At 70.4% G+C, this 17,544-nt stretch carries 14 protein-coding genes; 4 read left to right on the top strand and 10 right to left on the bottom strand.

Annotated features, from left to right (window positions below; genetic code table 11):
- Positions 1-80: 80 nt before the first annotated feature.
- Both AB0C66_RS12325 and mshD read right to left on the bottom strand, forming a co-directional pair.
- A complete protein-coding gene (locus AB0C66_RS12325) occupies positions 81-2,321 on the bottom strand; it encodes an RNA degradosome polyphosphate kinase (RefSeq protein WP_362436278.1) in 2,241 nt (746 codons plus the stop codon).
- Positions 2,322-2,610: 289 nt separating this feature from the next.
- Positions 2,611-3,543 carry a mycothiol synthase gene (gene mshD, locus AB0C66_RS12330; protein WP_362436280.1) on the bottom strand — a complete coding sequence of 311 codons (933 nt, stop codon included), beginning with the start codon at positions 3,541-3,543 and terminating at the stop codon, positions 2,611-2,613.
- 233 nt (positions 3,544-3,776) lie between these two features.
- Here mshD and AB0C66_RS12335 point away from each other — a divergent pair, with 233 nt between their 5' ends.
- The 3 genes from AB0C66_RS12335 (at position 3,777) to AB0C66_RS12345 (ending at position 8,757) form a co-directional block, all read left to right on the top strand.
- Positions 3,777-5,594, top strand: coding sequence for a bifunctional metallophosphatase/5'-nucleotidase (locus AB0C66_RS12335; protein ID WP_362436282.1), 1,818 nt, complete (start codon positions 3,777-3,779; stop codon positions 5,592-5,594).
- Between the two features lie 76 nt (positions 5,595-5,670).
- Positions 5,671-6,066 carry a GntR family transcriptional regulator gene (locus tag AB0C66_RS12340; RefSeq protein ID WP_362436284.1) on the top strand — a complete coding sequence of 132 codons (396 nt, stop codon included), beginning with the start codon at positions 5,671-5,673 and terminating at the stop codon, positions 6,064-6,066.
- A gap of 174 nt (positions 6,067-6,240) precedes the next feature.
- On the top strand, positions 6,241-8,757 hold the full coding sequence (locus AB0C66_RS12345; protein WP_362436286.1) for an NACHT domain-containing protein: 2,517 nt from the start codon (positions 6,241-6,243) through the stop codon (positions 8,755-8,757).
- Positions 8,758-8,941: 184 nt separating this feature from the next.
- On the opposite strand, the gene AB0C66_RS12350 is transcribed toward AB0C66_RS12345, so the two are convergent.
- The gene (locus AB0C66_RS12350; RefSeq protein WP_362436288.1) at positions 8,942-11,467 is read right to left on the bottom strand and encodes an ATP-dependent Clp protease ATP-binding subunit; all 2,526 of its coding nucleotides are present in this window, start codon (positions 11,465-11,467) and stop codon (positions 8,942-8,944) included.
- A 462-nt stretch (positions 11,468-11,929) separates the two neighbouring features.
- On the opposite strand from AB0C66_RS12350, the gene AB0C66_RS12355 reads away from it, so the two are divergent.
- Positions 11,930-12,544, top strand: a complete 615-nt coding sequence (locus AB0C66_RS12355; protein WP_362436290.1) for an SCO3374 family protein — start codon at positions 11,930-11,932, stop codon at positions 12,542-12,544.
- A gap of 5 nt (positions 12,545-12,549) precedes the next feature.
- Here the strand turns inward: AB0C66_RS12355 and AB0C66_RS12360 are convergent, their stop codons facing one another.
- The 7 genes from AB0C66_RS12360 to nadC all read right to left on the bottom strand — a co-directional run bounded on the left by AB0C66_RS12360 (position 12,550) and on the right by nadC (position 17,529).
- Entirely contained in the window at positions 12,550-12,885 is a 336-nt protein-coding gene (locus tag AB0C66_RS12360; protein WP_362436292.1) for an Lsr2 family protein, read from the bottom strand.
- 216 nt (positions 12,886-13,101) lie between these two features.
- A complete protein-coding gene (locus AB0C66_RS12365; protein ID WP_362436294.1) occupies positions 13,102-13,623 on the bottom strand; it encodes an amino-acid N-acetyltransferase in 522 nt (173 codons plus the stop codon).
- Positions 13,624-13,645: 22 nt separating this feature from the next.
- Positions 13,646-14,041 (bottom strand): BlaI/MecI/CopY family transcriptional regulator, encoded by a 396-nt coding sequence (locus AB0C66_RS12370; protein WP_362436296.1) that lies wholly within the window; start codon positions 14,039-14,041, stop codon positions 13,646-13,648.
- A 133-nt stretch (positions 14,042-14,174) separates the two neighbouring features.
- On the bottom strand, positions 14,175-14,354 hold the full coding sequence (locus AB0C66_RS12375; RefSeq protein WP_362436298.1) for a hypothetical protein: 180 nt from the start codon (positions 14,352-14,354) through the stop codon (positions 14,175-14,177).
- A 99-nt stretch (positions 14,355-14,453) separates the two neighbouring features.
- Complete coding sequence (locus AB0C66_RS12380; RefSeq protein ID WP_362436300.1) at positions 14,454-15,227, bottom strand: hypothetical protein; 774 nt, start codon at positions 15,225-15,227, stop codon at positions 14,454-14,456.
- A gap of 481 nt (positions 15,228-15,708) precedes the next feature.
- Complete coding sequence (locus AB0C66_RS12385; RefSeq protein WP_362436302.1) at positions 15,709-16,506, bottom strand: type III pantothenate kinase; 798 nt, start codon at positions 16,504-16,506, stop codon at positions 15,709-15,711.
- Between the two features lie 3 nt (positions 16,507-16,509).
- Positions 16,510-17,529 (bottom strand): carboxylating nicotinate-nucleotide diphosphorylase, encoded by a 1,020-nt coding sequence (gene nadC, locus AB0C66_RS12390; RefSeq protein WP_362436671.1) that lies wholly within the window; start codon positions 17,527-17,529, stop codon positions 16,510-16,512.
- Positions 17,530-17,544: the final 15 nt, after the last annotated feature.

A 17,544-nucleotide genomic window follows, 5' to 3' on the forward strand; every position in this document is an offset into this window, starting at 1 on the left:
CGTCGCGGCCGCCCGGACCGGTGCCATGGGGCGGGATGCCGGGCGGCTGACCGGCCCCCGTCATCCCGACCAGCGGCAGGTCATGTCGTTGAACCACGCCGTCGCCTCCGGGCGTCTATGAGCATTTCCTGTACGTTCCGCAGCGGCTGGCCGTCCGCGTCCACGGCATGCCGTGTCCACTCGCCGTCCGGGCCCAGATGCCAGGAGGCGGTGGTGTCGGACATCCCGCTCTCCAGCAGACGGCTGAGCGACGCCCGGTGGGCGGGGTCGGCGACCCGCACCAGCGCCTCTATCCGGCGGTCCAGATTCCGGTGCATCATGTCGGCGCTGCCGAGCCATACCTCGGGCTCACCGCCGTTCCCGAACGCGAAGACGCGCGAATGCTCCAGAAAGCGCCCCAGGACGGAGCGGACCCGGATGTTCTCCGAGAGCCCCGGCACACCGGGCCGCAGCGCGCAGATCCCGCGCACCCAGACATCGACCGGCACCCCGGCCTGCGCCGCCCGGTACAGGGCGTCGATCACGGCCTCGTCGACCATCGAGTTGACCTTGATCCGCACCGAGGCGGGGCGGCCCGCCCGGTGGTGGGTGACCTCCTTGTTGATACGGGTGACCAGCCCGTCGCGCAGCGACTTGGGGGCGACCAGCAGCCGCCGGTAGGTCTCCCGGCGGGAGTAGCCGCTCAACCGGTTGAACAGGTCCGACAGATCCGCGCCCACCTTGGGGTCGGCCGTGAGCAGCCCCAGGTCCTCGTAGAGCCGCGCCGTCTTGGGGTGGTAGTTGCCGGTGCCGACGTGGGAGTAGCGGCGCAGGGTCTCGCCCTCCTGGCGGACCACCAGCGACAGCTTGCAGTGGGTCTTCAGCCCCACCAGGCCGTAGACCACGTGGCAGCCCGCCTCCTCGAGCTTGCGGGCCCACTTGATGTTGGCCTGCTCGTCGAACCGGGCCTTGATCTCGACCAGCACCAGCACCTGCTTGCCGGATTCGGCGGCGTCGATGAGCGCGTCCACGATCGGCGACTTGCCGGAGGTGCGGTAGAGCGTCTGCTTGATCGCGAGGACGTCCGGATCGGCCGCGGCCTGCTCCAGGAACGCCTGGACGGAGGTGGAGAAGGAGTCGTACGGGTGGTGCAGCAGCACGTCCCGCTCGCGCAGCGCGGCGAAGATATCGGGTGCCGAGGCGGACTCCACCTCCGCCAGATCGCGGTGGGTGCCCGCCACGAACTTGGGGTACTTCAGCTCCGGCCGGTCCAGCGCGGCTATCCCGAACAGCCCGGTGAGGTCGAGCGGGCCGGGCAGCGGATAGACCTCCGCGTCGGACACCTTCAGCTCGCGCACCAGCAGGTCCATCACATACGGGTCGATGGACTCCTCGACCTCCAGCCGCACCGGGGGCCCGAAGCGTCGGCGCAGCAGCTCCTTCTCCAGGGCCTGGAGCAGGTTCTCCGCGTCGTCCTCCTCGACCTCCAGGTCCTCGTTGCGGGTCACCCGGAACATATGGTGCGCGAGCACCTCCATCCCCGGGAACAGCTCTTCCAGATGCGCCGCTATGACGTCCTCCAGCGGCACATAGCGCTGCGGCGACACCTCCAGGAAGCGGGAGAGCAGCGGTGGAACCTTCACACGTGCGAAGTGATCGTGGCCGCTCACCGGGTTGCGCACCACGACGGCCAGATTGAGCGAAAGCCCCGAGATATACGGGAAGGGGTGCGCGGGGTCCACGGCCAGCGGGGTCAGCACGGGGAAGATCTGCTGGCGGAAGAGGGTGAAGAGGCGGGACTGCTCCTTCTCCGTGAGGTCCGGCCAGCGGATCACATGGATGCCCTCCTCGGCCAGCGCCGGGGCCACATCGTGCTGGGCGCAGGCGGCGTGCCGGGCCATGAGCTCCCGGGACCGGGTCCAAATGTGATCCAGCACCTCGCGGGGCTGGAGTCCGGAGGCGGAGCGGGTGGCCACTCCGGTGGCGATGCGCCGCTTCAGCCCCGCGACCCGGACCATGAAGAACTCGTCGAGGTTGCTGGCGAAGATCGCGAGGAAGTTGACCCGCTCCAGCAGCGGGGTCGCGGGGTCCTCGGCGAGCTCGAGCACCCGCTCGTTGAACGCCAGCCAGCTGCGCTCGCGGTCCAGGAACCGGCCCTGGGGCAGCTCGCTGTTCTCCGCGTCCGGGCCGGAGCCCTCCTCGTAGGTGTCCGGGTCGGCGTCGATGTCGGGGTCGAGCGACCGCACCGGCGGAACGACGACGGCGTGCGGCCGGTGGGCCGCGATCGAACCGACCGAGGGCTGGGGCTGCGGGACCGGTGCCTGACCGCTGGAGTGGCTCATGAACTCATTGTTCCGCGCCGGGGCGGAAGACGGCGTGACGGAGGCTTCTGCGACGGTGGCACGGAGCCTCCGATTCGACGAATGCGGCACAGCGGACTGCATTCAGTGATGCTCGCAACCGAGATTGAATCGTCGGTAACGAAGACATGGCGCGCAGGAAATCGCGATCCGACCCGCAGGCGTCCGGCCCCCTGATCCCGGGGCCCCGATCCCGCCCCCTGATCCCGGGCCCGGCCCGGCCCCCGCCCCCGCCCCCGCCCCCGGGCCGACCGAGCCCGGCCGCCGGGGCTCAGGTCTCGGTGCGGTACATCAGGTCCGTCTCGTGCGTGACGAACCCCATCCGGTCGTAGACGGAGACGGCCGCGCCGTTGTCCGCGTCCACGTACAGCATCGCGGTGGGCAGCCCCTCCGCGGCGAGGTGGCGCAGTCCGATCGCGGTCAGCGCCCGGCCGAGGCCGCCGCCCTGGGCGTCCGGCCGCACGCCCACCACATACACCTCGCCCAGCCCCTCCTCACCGTGCACCTTGGTCCAGTGGAAGCCGACGATCTCGCCCGCGCGCTCGGCGAGGAAGAACCCCCGCGGGTCGAACCACACCTCCGCCATGCGGTCGTCCAGATCACGCTGGGTGAGTGCGCCCTGCTCGGGGTGGTGGGCGAAGGCCGCGGCGTTGGCCGCCAGCCAGGCGGTGTCGTCCTCGCCGGGGCGGAAGGTCCGCACGGTGATCCCGTCGGGCAGCGTCGGCTCGTCGATGCCCAGCTCCGCGGGCGCCCCCAGGGGCCGCCGCATCTGCCGCAGCTCGCGGAACAGGGTCAGCCCCAGCACCTGGGCGAGATGACGGGCGGAGGCGTGGCCGCCGTGCGCCCACACCCGCAGCCGCTTACCGGACTCCTTCAGCAGGGTCACGCCCAGCGCCCGGCCGTGCCCCTGGCCGCGGCGGCCCGGGTGGACGACCAGTTCGGCGGCCGGGGCCTCCACCGGGTCGGTGTCCTCCAGCTGCGCGTAGCCGACCAGCTCACCGCTGGGCTCACGCAGCACCAGATGCCGAACCCCCGGCCGCCGCCCCCGCAGTTGCAGCCGCCCCTGCTCGGACACGGCCTGCTGACCGTCGGTGCGCGCGGCTTCCGCGATCAGGCGCAGCACATCCTGGACCACAGCGGGCGTGAGCTCCTCGAGGACCTCGATGCGCCGGGCGCCGGCCGTCTCGTTCACCACGTCATTCATGGTGCCGAGCCTACGACTCGGCCGCTGCGCACCGACGTTCCCCGGCAGAAGACATTTCGCCCCAATGGGCGAACCGCCGGGTAACGCTCTTCCGTACGCAACCAGCTCGTAACCTCATCCCCCTGCCCCGCTACGCGCGTTGACCGTATGCTTCGGCCCACCGACCACCACGGGCACATCTGCGCGAACGCCCGCCACCACGGGTCAGACCACGACGGGTAAAAGGGGACGACATGCCAGCGAGACCTCAACGGCGCGGGACGGCCCGCCGGTTGGCCACGGGAGTCGCGGTCCTCGCGGCCACGGCGGGCGTCCTGTCCGCCGCGAACCCGGCGGGCGCGGACACCACCGCCGCGTCGGGCCACCGGCAGGACCGCACCGTCGATGTGCAGCTGCTGTCCTTCAACGATCTGCACGGCAACCTGGAGCCGCCGCAGGGCTCCTCGGGCACCGTCGCCGAGACCCAGCCGGACGGCACCACCAAGGCCGTCCCGGCGGGCGGCGCCGAATACCTCGCCAGCTCGCTGCGCAAGGCCCGCGCGGGCCACCCGTACTCGGTCACCGCGGCCGGTGGCGACATGATCGGCGCCAGCCCGCTGATGTCCGGCCTCTTCCACGACGAGCCGACCATCGAGGCGCTCAACAAGCTGGACCTGGACGTCACCTCGGTCGGCAACCACGAGTTCGACGAGGGCCGCGCCGAGCTGACCCGGATGCAGAAGGGCGGCTGCCACCCCAAGGACGGCTGCTACGAGAAGGGCAAGAAGTTCAAGGGCGCCGACTTCCCGTACCTGGCGGCCAACGTCACCGACGAGAAGACCGGCAAGCCGCTGCTGAAGCCCTACACGGTCTGGAAGCACAAGGGCGTCAAGATCGGCTTCATCGGGGTCACGCTGGAGGGCACCCCGGACATCGTCACCGCCGAGGGCGTCAAGGGACTGAAGTTCCACGACGAGGTCAAGACGGTCAACAAGTACGCCAAGGAGCTGTACCGCAAGGGCGTGAAGTCGATCGTCGCGCTCATCCACGAGGGCGGGATGCCCGCCTCGTCCTCGTACAACTACAACTGCGACAGCCCCGGTGCGGGCGACGGCGTCTCCGGCCCGATCGTGGACATCGCCAAGAACCTCAGCCCGAAGGTGGACGCGCTGGTCACCGGCCACACCCACCAGGCGTACGCGTGCACCGTCCCGGACCCGTCCGGCACCCCGCGCACGGTGACCTCGGCCGCCTCCTTCGGCCGGCTCTACACCGACACCACGCTCACCTACGACCGGCGCACCGGCGACATCATCCGGACGTCCGTGAAGGGCGCCGGCTCGGCCAACCACGTGGTCGACCGTGAGCAGCCCAAGGCCCCGGACATGACCTCGCTGATCGGTCGCTGGAACAAACTGGCCGCGCCGATCGCCAACAAGCCGGTCGGCTATGTCTCCGCGGAGATCCCCGGACGCGGTTCGACCGCGTACGAGACCCCGCTCGGCGACGTCATCACCGACGCCCAGCTGGAGGCGCTCACCCCGGCCGACAAGGGCGGTGCGCAGCTCGCGCTGATGAACCCGGGCGGAATCCGCTCCGACCTGGCGTACAAGGCGTCGGGCAGTGAGGGGGACGGGGTCGTCACCTATGGCGAGGCGTTCACCGTGCAGCCCTTCACCAACATGATGAATGTGCTCGACCTGACCGGCGCCCAACTGATCAGCGGGCTCCAGCAGCAGGTCAGCGGCGCCAACGAGAGCAGCCCGAAGATCCTCCAGGTGTCCAAGGGGTTCACCTACACCCTGGACCTCACCAAGTCCGGCAAGGACCGCGTCGTCACCGACTCGGTGAAGCTGAACGGTGAGCCGATCGACCCGGCCAAGACCTACCGGGTGGCGATGAACGAGTTCCTCGCGGGCGGCGGCGACGGCTTCGCGGCCTTCAAGGACGGCAAGAACAAGCTGGTCGGCGCCTCCGACCTGGACGCGTTCACCTCCTACCTGGGCGCCCACTCCTCGGCGTCCGCCCCGCTGGCCCCGCCGGCCGCGGACCGTATCACCGTCAAGAAGTAGTCCCGGCGCGACGGCCCGGCCCCGGAGAGCGGGGCCGGGCCGTCGTCGTCTGTCGTCACGCCGCTAGATTCGCCGTATGGAGCAGATGCGCAGGACGCTGCGGTCCGACGACATCGAGGCGAGGATCCGCGCGGACATCGACGCGGGGACGTACCGGCCGGGCGACCGGCTGCCCGCCCCCGAGGAGCTCGCCGCCGAACTGCGCAAGCTCACCAGGGCGGTGGAAGCCGCCTACCGGCGGCTCGTCGAGGACGGGGTGCTGCTGGAGGGGCTGCTCGAACCCGGCCACTTCGTGGCCGACCCCGCCGCCGACCCCACCGTGCGCACCCTCCTCCAGGCGGTGCGCGACACCCAACTCCGGCTGGACCGGCTCGAACAGCGGCTCGGTGAGCTGACCGGACGGGTGGCCTCCGTCGAGCGCGGGCTGCGGGCGGCCCGCCGTGAAGGCGGGGGCCACGACCCGCAGTTCTGACCGTGCCCGTACGGGGGTTCCACCCCTCGCGCCCTCGGTGAAACCCCGTACAGGCGCACAGATCCGGCCGCCCATGCCTCCGCCCGCCCTGTGAACCCCCGGCGCCGGACCCCCGCCCCGGCCTACTCTGGAGGCTTGAAACGGCCGACACCGCCACGGGGGGACCGGGGCCCTATGGATCCCGCAGCCAACAGCGTCCGGCTCGCGCCGGACGTCGTCGTACCACTGATCACGCGGCTCTTCGCCGCCGAGGGCCCCGGTGCGCCGCCGGTCGACCGGCCGGTCCGGATATCCGCCCTGGTCTCCTTCCAGGGCGACCGGCGGACGTTGACCGAGCGCGATCTCACCCGGATCGCCGCCGCGCTGGTCGCCGAGGCGCTCCGGGACACCGTCCCCGCCGAGGAGCGGAAGAGCGGCGGCGGGGCGGAAAGCGCCCTCACCGACGCGCTCGCCCGCAGTCTGCACGCGCTCGGCACCCTCGATATGGACGACGTACGAGCGGTGCGGCTGGGACCCGAGGCGTTCGCCCGACATCTGGCGGTCGCCGCCCCGGACGCCGACCGCGAACTGCCGCCCGCCGCCGCCCGGCTGCACACCGCCGTTCTGCGCGCCGTCTGCGACCGGATCCTGCGCTTCCTGCTCCAGCGCTCGGCGTTTGTCGCCCGCGGTCCGGCCGACCGGGCGACCGACGCGGACACCGCGTTCGAGGAGGTCTACGCCCGCGCGATCGTCGCGAGCCACGACCACCTCACCATCTACGGCATCGACCTGGCCCACTCCCCCGACACCTGGCCGCTGGACGCCGCCTATCTCAGCCTGGAGACCGAGACCGACGCGGGCCCCACCGCCCTCGCGGAACAAGCGCTCGCCGCACACGACCGGGTGCTGATGTGGGGGGTGGCGGGCTCGGGCAAGACCACCCTGGTGCAGTGGCTCGCGGTCTCGGTGGCCCGCGGACGGCTGCCCGGCCAGCTGTCCCGGCTGCGCGGCCGGGTGCCGTTCGTCCTGCCGGTACGGCGGTTCCGGCAGGGCGGCTTCCCGCCGCCCGACCGCTTCCTGTCCGCCGTCCGCCACCCCCAGTCCGACGCCCAGCCCGCGGGCTGGGCCGAGCGGGTGCTCGCCGCGGGCCGCGGGCTGCTGCTGGTGGACGGGATCGACGAGGCGCCCGAGGGCGACCGCGAGCAACTGCGGCAGGCACTGCACGAGCTTCCGGCCCGCTATCCGGGAAATGTCTGGCTGGTCACCTCCCGCCCCTCGGCCGTCCGCGAGAACTGGCTGGCTTCCGAGCGCTTCACGGAGCTGAAACTGGCCCCGCTCAGCCGGGAGGGAGTGACCGCTTTCATCCAGCGCTGGCACGCCGCGGCGCGTGAGGACGGCACCGATCTGGACCGGCTGGGCTCCTATGAGGAATCGCTGCTGGACGCGGTGCGGATATCGCGTGAACTGGGGCGGCTGGCCACAAATCCGCTGATGTGCGGATTGATCTGCGCCCTGCACCGGGATCGCCGCGGCTATCTGCCGCGCGGCCGTAAGGCCCTCTATGACGCGGCCCTGTCCATGCTGCTGGAACGCCGTGACCGGGAGCGCGCCATGGTGCCGCCCGATGGAATCGACCTCCCGCAGGAACCGAAGATCCGGTTCCTCCAGAAGCTGGCCCACTGGATGCTGGTCAACGGGCGGTCCGAAATGGACCGGGCCGTCGCCCTCGACACCTTCGCCCAGCATCTACCCGCCATTCCCCATGCCTCGCGGCAGGGCGGACCGGAGGAGATCTACCGGCATCTGCTCCACCGCACCGGACTATTGCGTGAGCCCACCCCGGGATCGGTGGATTTCGTCCATCGCACCTTCCAGGACTATCTGAGTGCGCGAGCGGTGGTGGAACGACACGATTTCGACTTCCTCATCGACCACGCCCACCTGGACGACTGGGAAGAGGTGATCAGAATGTCGGTCGCTCTCGCCCGCCCCGATGAATGCGCTTACCTCCTGGAAGGACTGCTGGCCGCCCGAAAGGGCACCCGCCCGGTCCATGCCCGCCATCGCAAACTGCTGGCGGCCGCTTGTCTGGAACATGCGACGGAGCTGGATCCCACGGTGCGTTCCCGGGTGCACCGCTATACCCGGGACCTGGTCCGTCCGACCTCTCTGGAGGCGGCCCGGGCACTGGGCTGGATCGGGCCTATCGCACTGGAAATGCTGCCCGATCCCACGGGTCTATCCGATGAGGAAGCCCATCGGCTGGCCGTCACCGCCACCTCGATAGCCGACGACCGCGCCATCGACTATCTGACCCGGCTGCGGGACCGGACGTCCTGGGCGGTGCGCTCACAGCTCGCACGGGCCTGGCGGCGCTATGACACCGACCGCTACGCGGAGGAAATCCTCGCCCATCTCGATGAGCGCGAACTCGACTTTCCGGTGTCCGATGTGGCCGAGCTGAGCGCGCTGGGCAGACTCGGCGGGCGTCCCTGTGTCCAGATCGCCGGGGCCTTCACCCCGGAGCAGTTGATCCGGGGCCTGGTCGCCGAGCGGCTGACCGAGCTGTGGCTCTCCTACGACCTGGGGGACGATCTGGACCTGAGCTGGCTGGCGGCCTTCCCGGCACTGCACACCCTGCGGCTGAGCCCCCGGAACGCGGGGGCCACCGGGGTGCCCGAGGGCGTCCAGATCATCGTGACGGGCGCCTGAGGGCCCGGACGGGCCCGGGGCCGCCCCTGCTGCCCGTACGGCGGCGTGCCCGCAAGAGTGCCCCTGAGGGCAGCGAAACGGGCGGAGACGAGCGGAGACGGGCGAAGGGGCCGTGGTGCCGTCCTCGGACGGTGCCACGGCCCCTTCGCGGCCCTGGATCAGGGCCTTGAGGTGCCCGGAGGGCTTACGCCTCCTTGCTCAGGTTCGGGCCCGCGCCACCGGCGGCGGACTCGATCGGCGGGGTGTCGGGCAGCGCCGACTTCTCCTCGCCGCGGAAGGTGAACTTCTTCTCCTCACCCTCACCCTCGGTGTCCACGACCACGATGTGGCCCGGACGCAGCTCGCCGAAGAGGATCTTCTCCGACAGCACGTCCTCGATCTCGCGCTGGATCGTCCGGCGCAGCGGCCGGGCGCCCAGCACGGGGTCGTAGCCCCGCTTGGCCAGCAGCTTCTTGGCCTCGCCACTGAGCTCGATGCCCATGTCGCGGTCCTTGAGCCGCTCGTCCACCTTGGTGGTCATGAGGTCGACGATCTGGATGATGTCTTCCTCGGTGAGCTGGTGGAAGACCACGGTGTCATCGACACGGTTGAGGAACTCGGGCCGGAAGTGCTGCTTGAGCTCCTCGTTGACCTTGTTCTTCATCCGCTCGTAGCCGGTCTTCACATCGCCCTGGGCGGCGAAGCCCAGGTTGAAGCCCTTGGAGATATCCCGGGTGCCGAGGTTGGTGGTCATGATGATCACCGTGTTCTTGAAGTCCACGACCCGGCCCTGGGAGTCGGTCAGCCGACCGTCCTCCAGGATCTGGAGCAGCGAGTTGAAGATGTCCGGGTGGGCCTTCTCGACCTCGTCGAAGAGGACCACGGAGAACGGCTTGCGGCGCACCTTCTCGGTGAGCTGGCCGCCCTCCTCGTAGCCCACGTAGCCGGGCGGGGAGCCGAAGAGCCGCGAGACGGTGTGCTTCTCGCTGAACTCCGACATGTCGAGCGAGATCATCGCGTCCTCGTCGCCGAAGAGGAACTCGGCGAGAGTCTTGCTGAGCTCGGTCTTACCGACACCGGACGGGCCCGCGAAGATGAACGAGCCGCCGGGGCGCTTGGGGTCCTTGAGGCCCGCACGCGTACGCCGGATGGCCTGGGAGAGCGCCTTGATGGCGTCCTTCTGGCCGATGACGCGCTTGTGGAGCTCGTCCTCCATGCGCAGCAGCCGGGAGGACTCCTCCTCGGTGAGCTTGAAGACCGGGATGCCCGTCGCCGTGGCGAGGACCTCGGCGATCAGCTCCTCGTCGACCTCGGCGACGACGTCCATGTCGCCGGCCTTCCACTCCTTCTCCCGCTTCGCCTTGGCGGCCAGGAGCTGCTTCTCCTTGTCGCGCAGGCCCGCGGCCATCTCGAAGTCCTGCGAGTCGATCGCGGACTCCTTCTCCCGGCGCACATCGGCGATCTTCTCGTCGAATTCGCGCAGGTCCGGCGGTGCGGTCATCCGGCGGATCCGCATCCGGGAACCGGCCTCGTCGATCAGGTCGATCGCCTTGTCCGGCAGGAAGCGGTCCGAGATGTAGCGGTCGGCCAGGGTGGCGGCGGCGACCAGGGCCGAGTCCGTGATCGAGACGCGGTGGTGCGCCTCGTAGCGGTCCCGCAGCCCCTTGAGGATCTCGATGGTGTGCGGCAGCGACGGCTCGGCGACCTGGATGGGCTGGAAGCGCCGCTCCAGGGCGGCGTCCTTCTCCAGGTACTTGCGGTACTCGTCGAGCGTGGTCGCGCCGATGGTCTGGAGCTCACCGCGGGCCAGCATCGGCTTGAGGATGCTGGCGGCGTCGATCGCGCCCTCGGCGGCACCCGCACCCACCAGGGTGTGGAGCTCGTCGATGAACAGGATGATGTCGCCGCGGGTGCGGATCTCCTTGAGCACCTTCTTCAGGCGCTCCTCGAAGTCACCGCGGTAGCGGGAGCCGGCGACCAGGGCACCCAGGTCGAGGGTGTAGAGGTGCTTGTCCTTGAGGGTCTCGGGCACCTCGCCCTTGACGATGGCCTGCGCCAGGCCCTCGACGACCGCCGTCTTACCGACACCGGGCTCGCCGATGAGGACCGGGTTGTTCTTGGTGCGGCGCGAGAGCACCTGCATGACCCGCTCGATCTCCTTCTCGCGCCCGATGACCGGGTCGAGCTTGGATTCGCGGGCGGCCTGGGTCAGATTGCGACCGAACTGGTCCAGGACGAGCGAGGTGGAGGGCGTGCCCTCCGCCGGGCCGCCGGCGGTGGCGGCCTCCTTGCCCTGGTAGCCGGAGAGCAGCTGGATGACCTGCTGCCGCACCCGGTTCAGATCGGCGCCCAGCTTCACGAGGACCTGGGCGGCGACGCCCTCGCCCTCGCGGATCAGGCCGAGCAGGATGTGCTCCGTACCGATGTAGTTGTGGCCGAGCTGAAGGGCCTCGCGGAGCGAAAGCTCCAGGACCTTCTTGGCACGGGGAGTGAAGGGGATGTGACCGGACGGGGCCTGCTGGCCCTGACCGATGATCTCCTCCACTTGCTGGCGGACCGCCTCGAGCGAAATCCCGAGGCTCTCCAGGGCCTTAGCGGCGACACCCTCACCCTCGTGGATCAGGCCCAGGAGGATGTGTTCGGTGCCGATGTAGTTGTGGTTGAGCATCCGGGCTTCTTCCTGAGCCAGGACGACAACCCGCCGCGCGCGGTCGGTGAACCTCTCGAACATCGTTAATCGCTCCTCAGAGCGGTCAGAAAGATCGGGGACGATCCCCTCCCTGTCCTTCCGCATGCTAGTCCCGCAACCCGGGACAGCTCATTCCAACTGCCGACAACCGTCCGGATCACCCCCGCTCGCGCGGGGCGAACAGCGACTGGCCTCCTGCCCGAACAGCCGACAACTGCTCCAACCCGATGGTGCGAGACGATGTTCCCGCAGGCCAAGCGTCTACGCTCACCGCCAGTACGCCGATGGCGAACGCCGCTCCCGCCCGACACGCGGACCGCCCCTCCCACTAGGGATGTCTTACCCGCAAGGACTCACACTCCATGCCGCGCGGGCCGGTTCCATCCGCTACGGGCGAACAACCTTGCGCCCCTTCACCGCCCCCACACCCCCCGGATCGCGCACACAGCGCATTCGACCGCTCACGGCACGTAACCTTCGCGGAGGGAGGCAGTTGCTCTGGGCATGATCTCCACCGCCAGGACCCCAGGGGGCCCGTCCGCCGCACCGGCCGCCGCCGCGGCAGGCCGTCCGGCCGACCGGTCACGGTGGTACGAGCGCGAGCTGGGCTGGCCGACGACCGGCAGCGATCCCGTCGAACTGCTCACGGGGGTGGCGTTCGACGTGCTGGAGCTACCGGTCGCGGCCGGTCTCGCGACGCTGCGACGGGTACCGCGGACCGGTCCGGTCGCGGTGGCGGGCCCCTGGATGCGCCTGCTGGTGGCCGCGGGCAGCGCCGACGAGCTGCCGGGGCTGCTCGACTGGCTGGAGTGGGGCGGGGTGCCGCTGGACCTGACCGCGCTGGGCGCGGGTGACCGGATCACCGCTCCATGCCCCACCTCTTCCTGGCCGCCGCCCGCGGCGGCGGGAGAGCGGCGCCCGCAGGAGGCCGCCGTATGGCTGCGGCCTCCCGAGCCGGGGGGCGAGGTGGAGCCGACCCTGCCGAGGACAGGCTTCGGGGGCGATGGGGGCGCCCCCGATCTCGTGCGGCTCGTGGCCGCGGCGGCTACGGAGTGCCACCATGCCCGGTTGCTGCGCGCCCGGCCGCTGCCCAGACAGCGGCGAGCCGGGGAAGGGTGACGCGCTCAGCCGTTGGCCTTCTCGTACGCCTCACGCACGGTCGCCGGAACGCGGCCGCGGTCGTTGACCTCGTAGCCGTTCTCCTTCGCCCACGCGCGGATCTTCGCGGTGTCCTGGCTGCCACCGGACGCCGCACGCGCCTTGCCACGCCCACCGGAGGCCCGGCCACCCGTGCGACGGCCGCTCTTGGTGTAGGGCTCCAGGGCGTCCCGGAGCCGGTCGGCGTTCGAGGTGGTGAGGTCGATCTCGTAGCTCTTGCCGTCCAGCGCGAACGTCACGGTCTCGTCCGCCTCGCCGCCGTCGAGATCGTCGACAAGAAGGACCTGAACCTTCTGTGCCATGAGGTTCCTTTCAGGGAAAACGGGGGTCGGGCGCGGCGTTAGCCGCTGATGTCTCACCCCCAGGTAATTACACTACGGGGGAATAGCAAACCGCCTTTCCCGAAAAAACACAAACCCCCCGGGAAGGTTCGACCCATCCCACTAGCGGGAAGCCTGTGGGAACCTGATGTTGCGGAGCTATGTGATAGGGGAGCGATTCGGACATAGGGCCCGCGATCACAGTTGCAGAAGCATCCGGCTGTTGCCAAGGGTGTTCGGCTTCACCCGTTCGAGACCCAGGAACTCGGCGACGCCCTCGTCATAGGAACGGAGGAGCTCGCTGTAGACATCCCCGTCCACCGGCGTCTCGCCGATCTCCACGAAGCCGTGCTTGGTGAAGAAGTCGACTTCGAAGGTGAGGCAGAAAATGCGCCGCACCCCGAGCCAGCGGGCCGTCTGCAACAGCTTGTCGAGCACCAGGTGGCCTACACCACTGCCCTTGAGAGCGGGATGCACGGCGAGAGTACGAACCTCCGCCAGGTCTTCCCACATGACGTGGAGTGCGCCGCAGCCAATGACCTCCGCGTCCTCGTCCCGCTCCGCGACCCAGAACTCCTGGATGTCCTCGTAAAGCGTCACGGTCGCTTTGTCGAGCAGGATGCGATCGTCCACGTAGGAGTCGATGAGGCGGCGCACCGCCCGCACATCGCTGGTCCGGGCTCGGCGGACGGTGACTACTTTTGATAGTGCGGAGGACATGCCCGGACGCTATCGCCCCGTGTCATCGCCCTGACTCACCGGGGCTCTCCCCGGTCTCCCCCAGTTGTGCGACGCGCATGGCATCGCGCAGCGCATCTCGCTGCTCTTCGGACATCATCCCGAAGAACGCGACGAGGGCGGCGGCCGGGTTGTCACTGGCCGACCACGCCTCGTTCATCAGTGCGGCCGAGTAGGCGGCCCGGGTGGAGACGGCGGCATATCGATAGGCGCGGCCTTGAACCTCCCTGCGGAGCCAGCCCTTCTGATGGAGGTTGTCCATTACGGTCATGACCGTCGTGTAGGCGATGGAGCGTTCCCGCTGAAGGTCTTCCAGGACTTCCCGCACGGTGACCGGGCGGTTCCACTTCCACACCCGCGTCATGACCGCGTCTTCGAGCTCTCCCAATGGCCGGGGCACACCGTGAATAATAGTGGTAGATGTCCAGGATGTCGGGAGATGCGCGCAGCAAAAGCCGCACGTCCCGGGTTGGAGTGCGTCCCGGGACGTGCAGGTGAGGCGTGGTGTGCGGGATCTGCCGGACGAGGGTCCGTCAGGGCGCCTCGGACCCCGCGGTCCGGCGGTCCGCCTCGGCGCGGGCCAGCGCCGCGTCCACCGCGGCGTCTTCCTTGGCCTTGTTGGCGCCGCCCTGGCTCTTCACTATCGTCACGATCAACGCGATGAAGGCCACGGCCATCACCACGGACGGGACCAGCGCGGAGATGTAATCCATGGCTCCCGGCCTCCTTCTGCTCGAGACCCCCAGATTACGCGGCGCGCCGCGGCCGCCCCGAGCCGGGGGCGGTCGCGGCGGGGCCACGGACGGGGTGGTTCAGGCCGAGCGCGCGGCGGACGCGGCTGCGCCCTCCGCTTCCGCGCTCGCGGTGAGCCGCGAGTCCTGCTCGGGTGGCGGTGAGGGGCGGCGCCGCTTGGGCGGGAAGACCTCCGCGGGCGTCGGCACCGGGCGGCCGGGACGCGGGGTGCCACGCCCCGGCTCCTCCCGTTTGGGCCCCTCGCGGTCGCCGCGGTCCGGCGCCGAGGGCTTCTTGCGCGGTTCCTGCTTGGGCTCTTCGGCGCTCTCGGCCGCCCCGCCCGGCAGGGCGCGCAGCCTGGCCGCCACAGGGCGGGGACGGGGCCGCAGCACGGTGACCGAACGCTCCGCGAGCCGGGCCCGCACACCCCGTTCGGCGACCCGTTCGCAGTGGCCGAGCAGCGCCCGGCGGCGTGCGGCCTCACCGTCTCCGGCGGCCGCTCCGCACAGTGCGCGGAGTGCGGCCAGGTCCTCCGGGAGCGGCTCGTAACCGGCCGCCAGGGCGCCCTGGAGCTGCTCCAGGTAGCCGGCGGCGGCACCGGGGAGGGCGGCGCGGTAGCGGGCGAGCTCGTCGAGCAGGAACGCTCGAAGCCGCCCGCCCTCGCGGACCGCTTCGTCCACGGCCTCGGCGAGGCGGAGGCAGTCCTGGACCTCCTCCGCCCGTTCCGGGCCGAGGGGTCCGGGAGAGGGGGTGACGGGATGGGGTTGAAGGGCGGTGGCGAGGGCGCGTCGGAGCACACGCAGCTCATCCGCGCTGAACGCCATTCCGCCGCGGGATCCGTATGGCGTGGGCATGGGGCGACTTTAAGTGCTAAGCGGACAAATTTCGCGAAGCATAGGCACGTGCGGCGCGTTGCGGATCGCCCATCCGCCCCGGGCGGACGGCGCCGCAGGTGGGAGCGGGTGCGCGGAAGCCGCGCGCGGCGGGGCCGGATGCGGACCCGCCGGATGCCGGCGGGCCGGGACCGGGCCGGGGAACGGGGCCTTGACCGGGCCGGGAAGCGGATGGCCGAGGGGTGCGGGAGGCGCGCCGAGCCCGTCCCGCGGGGCCTTCCACAGGTTCCGCTTGTCAATACGGAATTCGAAGAGTTGTGTTTCCGGCGATCGTCGCCCGGCGGATGGCCGAGAGCCGTCGAAGCCCGCTGAATTCGCCGGAGGGGCGCCGAACGGGGCCTGAATTCGGAATGACTCCGAGTTCGCAGGTGACGACGGTGACGCCCTATTCCGCCGGACGCCGCTCCCGGACCGGAGCCGGGGAGCGACGCCCGTTTACCGCTCAGCTCCGGGAGACGTTGCGCTCGTAGACCAGCCGGAGGCCGATCAGAGTCAGCCAGGGCTCATGCTCGTCGATCACCGACGATTCACCGAGCACCATGGGTGCCAGCCCGCCGGTGGCGATGACCGTCACCTCCTCCGGGTCCTCGGACAGTTCCCGCGCCATCCGCCGGACGATCCCGTCGACCTGGCCCGCGAAGCCGTAGAGAATGCCGGACTGCATCGCCTCGACCGTGTTCTTCCCGATCACGCTGCGCGGCCGGGCAAGCTCGATCTTCCGCAGCTGGGCGCCGCGTACGCCCAGCGCCTCGACCGAGATCTCGATGCCCGGGGCGATCACGCCACCCACGTACTCACCGCGCGAGCTGACCGCGTCGAAGGTGGTCGCGGTGCCGAAGTCGACCACCACACAGGGACCTTCGTACAGCTCGACGGCGGCCAGCGCGTTGATGATCCGGTCGGCGCCGACCTCCTTGGGGTTGTCCATCAGGATCGGCACACCGGTTTTCACCCCCGGCTCGACCAGGACGGACGGCACATCGCCGTAGTAACGGCGGGTGACCTCGCGCAGTTCGTGCAGGACCGAGGGGACGGTGGAGCAGATCGAGATCCCCTCGATACCGTCGCCCAGCTCCTCGCCGAGCAGCGGATGCATCCCCATCAGGCCCTGGAGGAGCACGGCCAGTTCATCGGCGGTGCGGCGGGCGTCGGTGGAGATCCGCCAGTGCTCGACGATCTCGTCACCGTCGAACAGGCCCAGCACGGTGTGGGTGTTTCCGACGTCGATGGTCAGCAGCATGGGTCAGTTCGCCTCGGGCTCGCGCAGGTCCAGTCCGATGTCCAGGATCGGGGACGAGTGGGTGAGCGCGCCGACCGCCAGATAGTCGACACCGGTCTCGGCGTACGTACGGGCGTTGGCGAGGGTCAGCCGCCCGGAGGACTCCAGGGCGGCGCGGCCCGCGACCAGCTCGACGGCACGACGGGTCTGCTCCGGGGTGAAGTTGTCGAGCAGGATCAGATCCGCGCCCGCCTCGAGGACCGGCGGGATCTGGTCGAGGGTGTCGACCTCCACCTCGATGGGCAGCTCCGGGAACCGGGTGCGCACCGCGGTGAACGCCTGCGCCACACCGCCCGCCGCGACCACGTGGTTGTCCTTGACCAGCGCCGCGTCCGACAACGACATCCGGTGGTTGACGCCACCGCCGCAGCGCACCGCGTACTTCTCCAGCGCCCGTAGCCCCGGTGTGGTCTTACGGGTGTCGCGCACCTTCGCCGCCGTGCCCTCCAGGGCGTCCGCCCAGGCGCGGGTCGCGGTGGCGACACCGGACAGCCGGCACAGCAGGTTGAGCGCGCTGCGCTCGCCGGTGAGCAGGTCGCGGGTACGGGTGCGGACGCTCAGCAGCTTCTGTCCGGCCTCCACCCGGTCGCCGTCCTCGACATACCGCTCGACCTCGAACGCCTCGGTGCAGACGACCGAGAGGATCGCCTCGGCGATCCGCAGCCCGGCGATGGTGCCCGCCTCCCGGGCGGTGAAGTCTGCGGTGGCGACGGCGTCCTCGGGGATGGTGGCCACGGTCGTCACGTCCACGCCCTGGTCGAGGTCCTCCTCGATCGCCATATGCGCGATGTCCTCGATCTGGACCGGGTCCAGCCCGGCGAGGGTCAGCAGCGCGGCGAGATCGGGGTCGAGACCGCACTCCATCGGGTCCGGCGCGTAGGAGCCGTCGCTCTCGGCGGTGGCGGTGTCGCAGCCGCACGCGTCACCGCAGCCGCCGCCCGCCCCCTCGTCGGCTAGGCCGGTCGGGAGCAGCGGGATGGCCAGCGGCTGTCGGCGGTC

The sequence above is a fragment of the Streptomyces sp. NPDC048636 genome, assembly GCF_040650655.1.
Classification (GTDB): Bacteria; Actinomycetota; Actinomycetes; order Streptomycetales; family Streptomycetaceae; genus Streptomyces.

Coding starts and splice junctions, on each gene's coding strand:
- AB0C66_RS12325 (WP_362436278.1), bottom strand. CDS start 2,321: ATGAGCCACTCCAGCGGTCAGGCACCGGTCCCGCAGCCCCAGCCCTCG.
- mshD (WP_362436280.1), bottom strand. CDS start 3,543: ATGAATGACGTGGTGAACGAGACGGCCGGCGCCCGGCGCATCGAGGTC.
- AB0C66_RS12335 (WP_362436282.1), top strand. CDS start 3,777: ATGCCAGCGAGACCTCAACGGCGCGGGACGGCCCGCCGGTTGGCCACG.
- AB0C66_RS12340 (WP_362436284.1), top strand. CDS start 5,671: ATGGAGCAGATGCGCAGGACGCTGCGGTCCGACGACATCGAGGCGAGG.
- AB0C66_RS12345 (WP_362436286.1), top strand. CDS start 6,241: ATGGATCCCGCAGCCAACAGCGTCCGGCTCGCGCCGGACGTCGTCGTA.
- AB0C66_RS12350 (WP_362436288.1), bottom strand. CDS start 11,467: ATGTTCGAGAGGTTCACCGACCGCGCGCGGCGGGTTGTCGTCCTGGCT.
- AB0C66_RS12355 (WP_362436290.1), top strand. CDS start 11,930: ATGATCTCCACCGCCAGGACCCCAGGGGGCCCGTCCGCCGCACCGGCC.
- AB0C66_RS12360 (WP_362436292.1), bottom strand. CDS start 12,885: ATGGCACAGAAGGTTCAGGTCCTTCTTGTCGACGATCTCGACGGCGGC.
- AB0C66_RS12365 (WP_362436294.1), bottom strand. CDS start 13,623: ATGTCCTCCGCACTATCAAAAGTAGTCACCGTCCGCCGAGCCCGGACC.
- AB0C66_RS12375 (WP_362436298.1), bottom strand. CDS start 14,354: ATGGATTACATCTCCGCGCTGGTCCCGTCCGTGGTGATGGCCGTGGCC.
- AB0C66_RS12380 (WP_362436300.1), bottom strand. CDS start 15,227: ATGCCCACGCCATACGGATCCCGCGGCGGAATGGCGTTCAGCGCGGAT.
- AB0C66_RS12385 (WP_362436302.1), bottom strand. CDS start 16,506: ATGCTGCTGACCATCGACGTCGGAAACACCCACACCGTGCTGGGCCTG.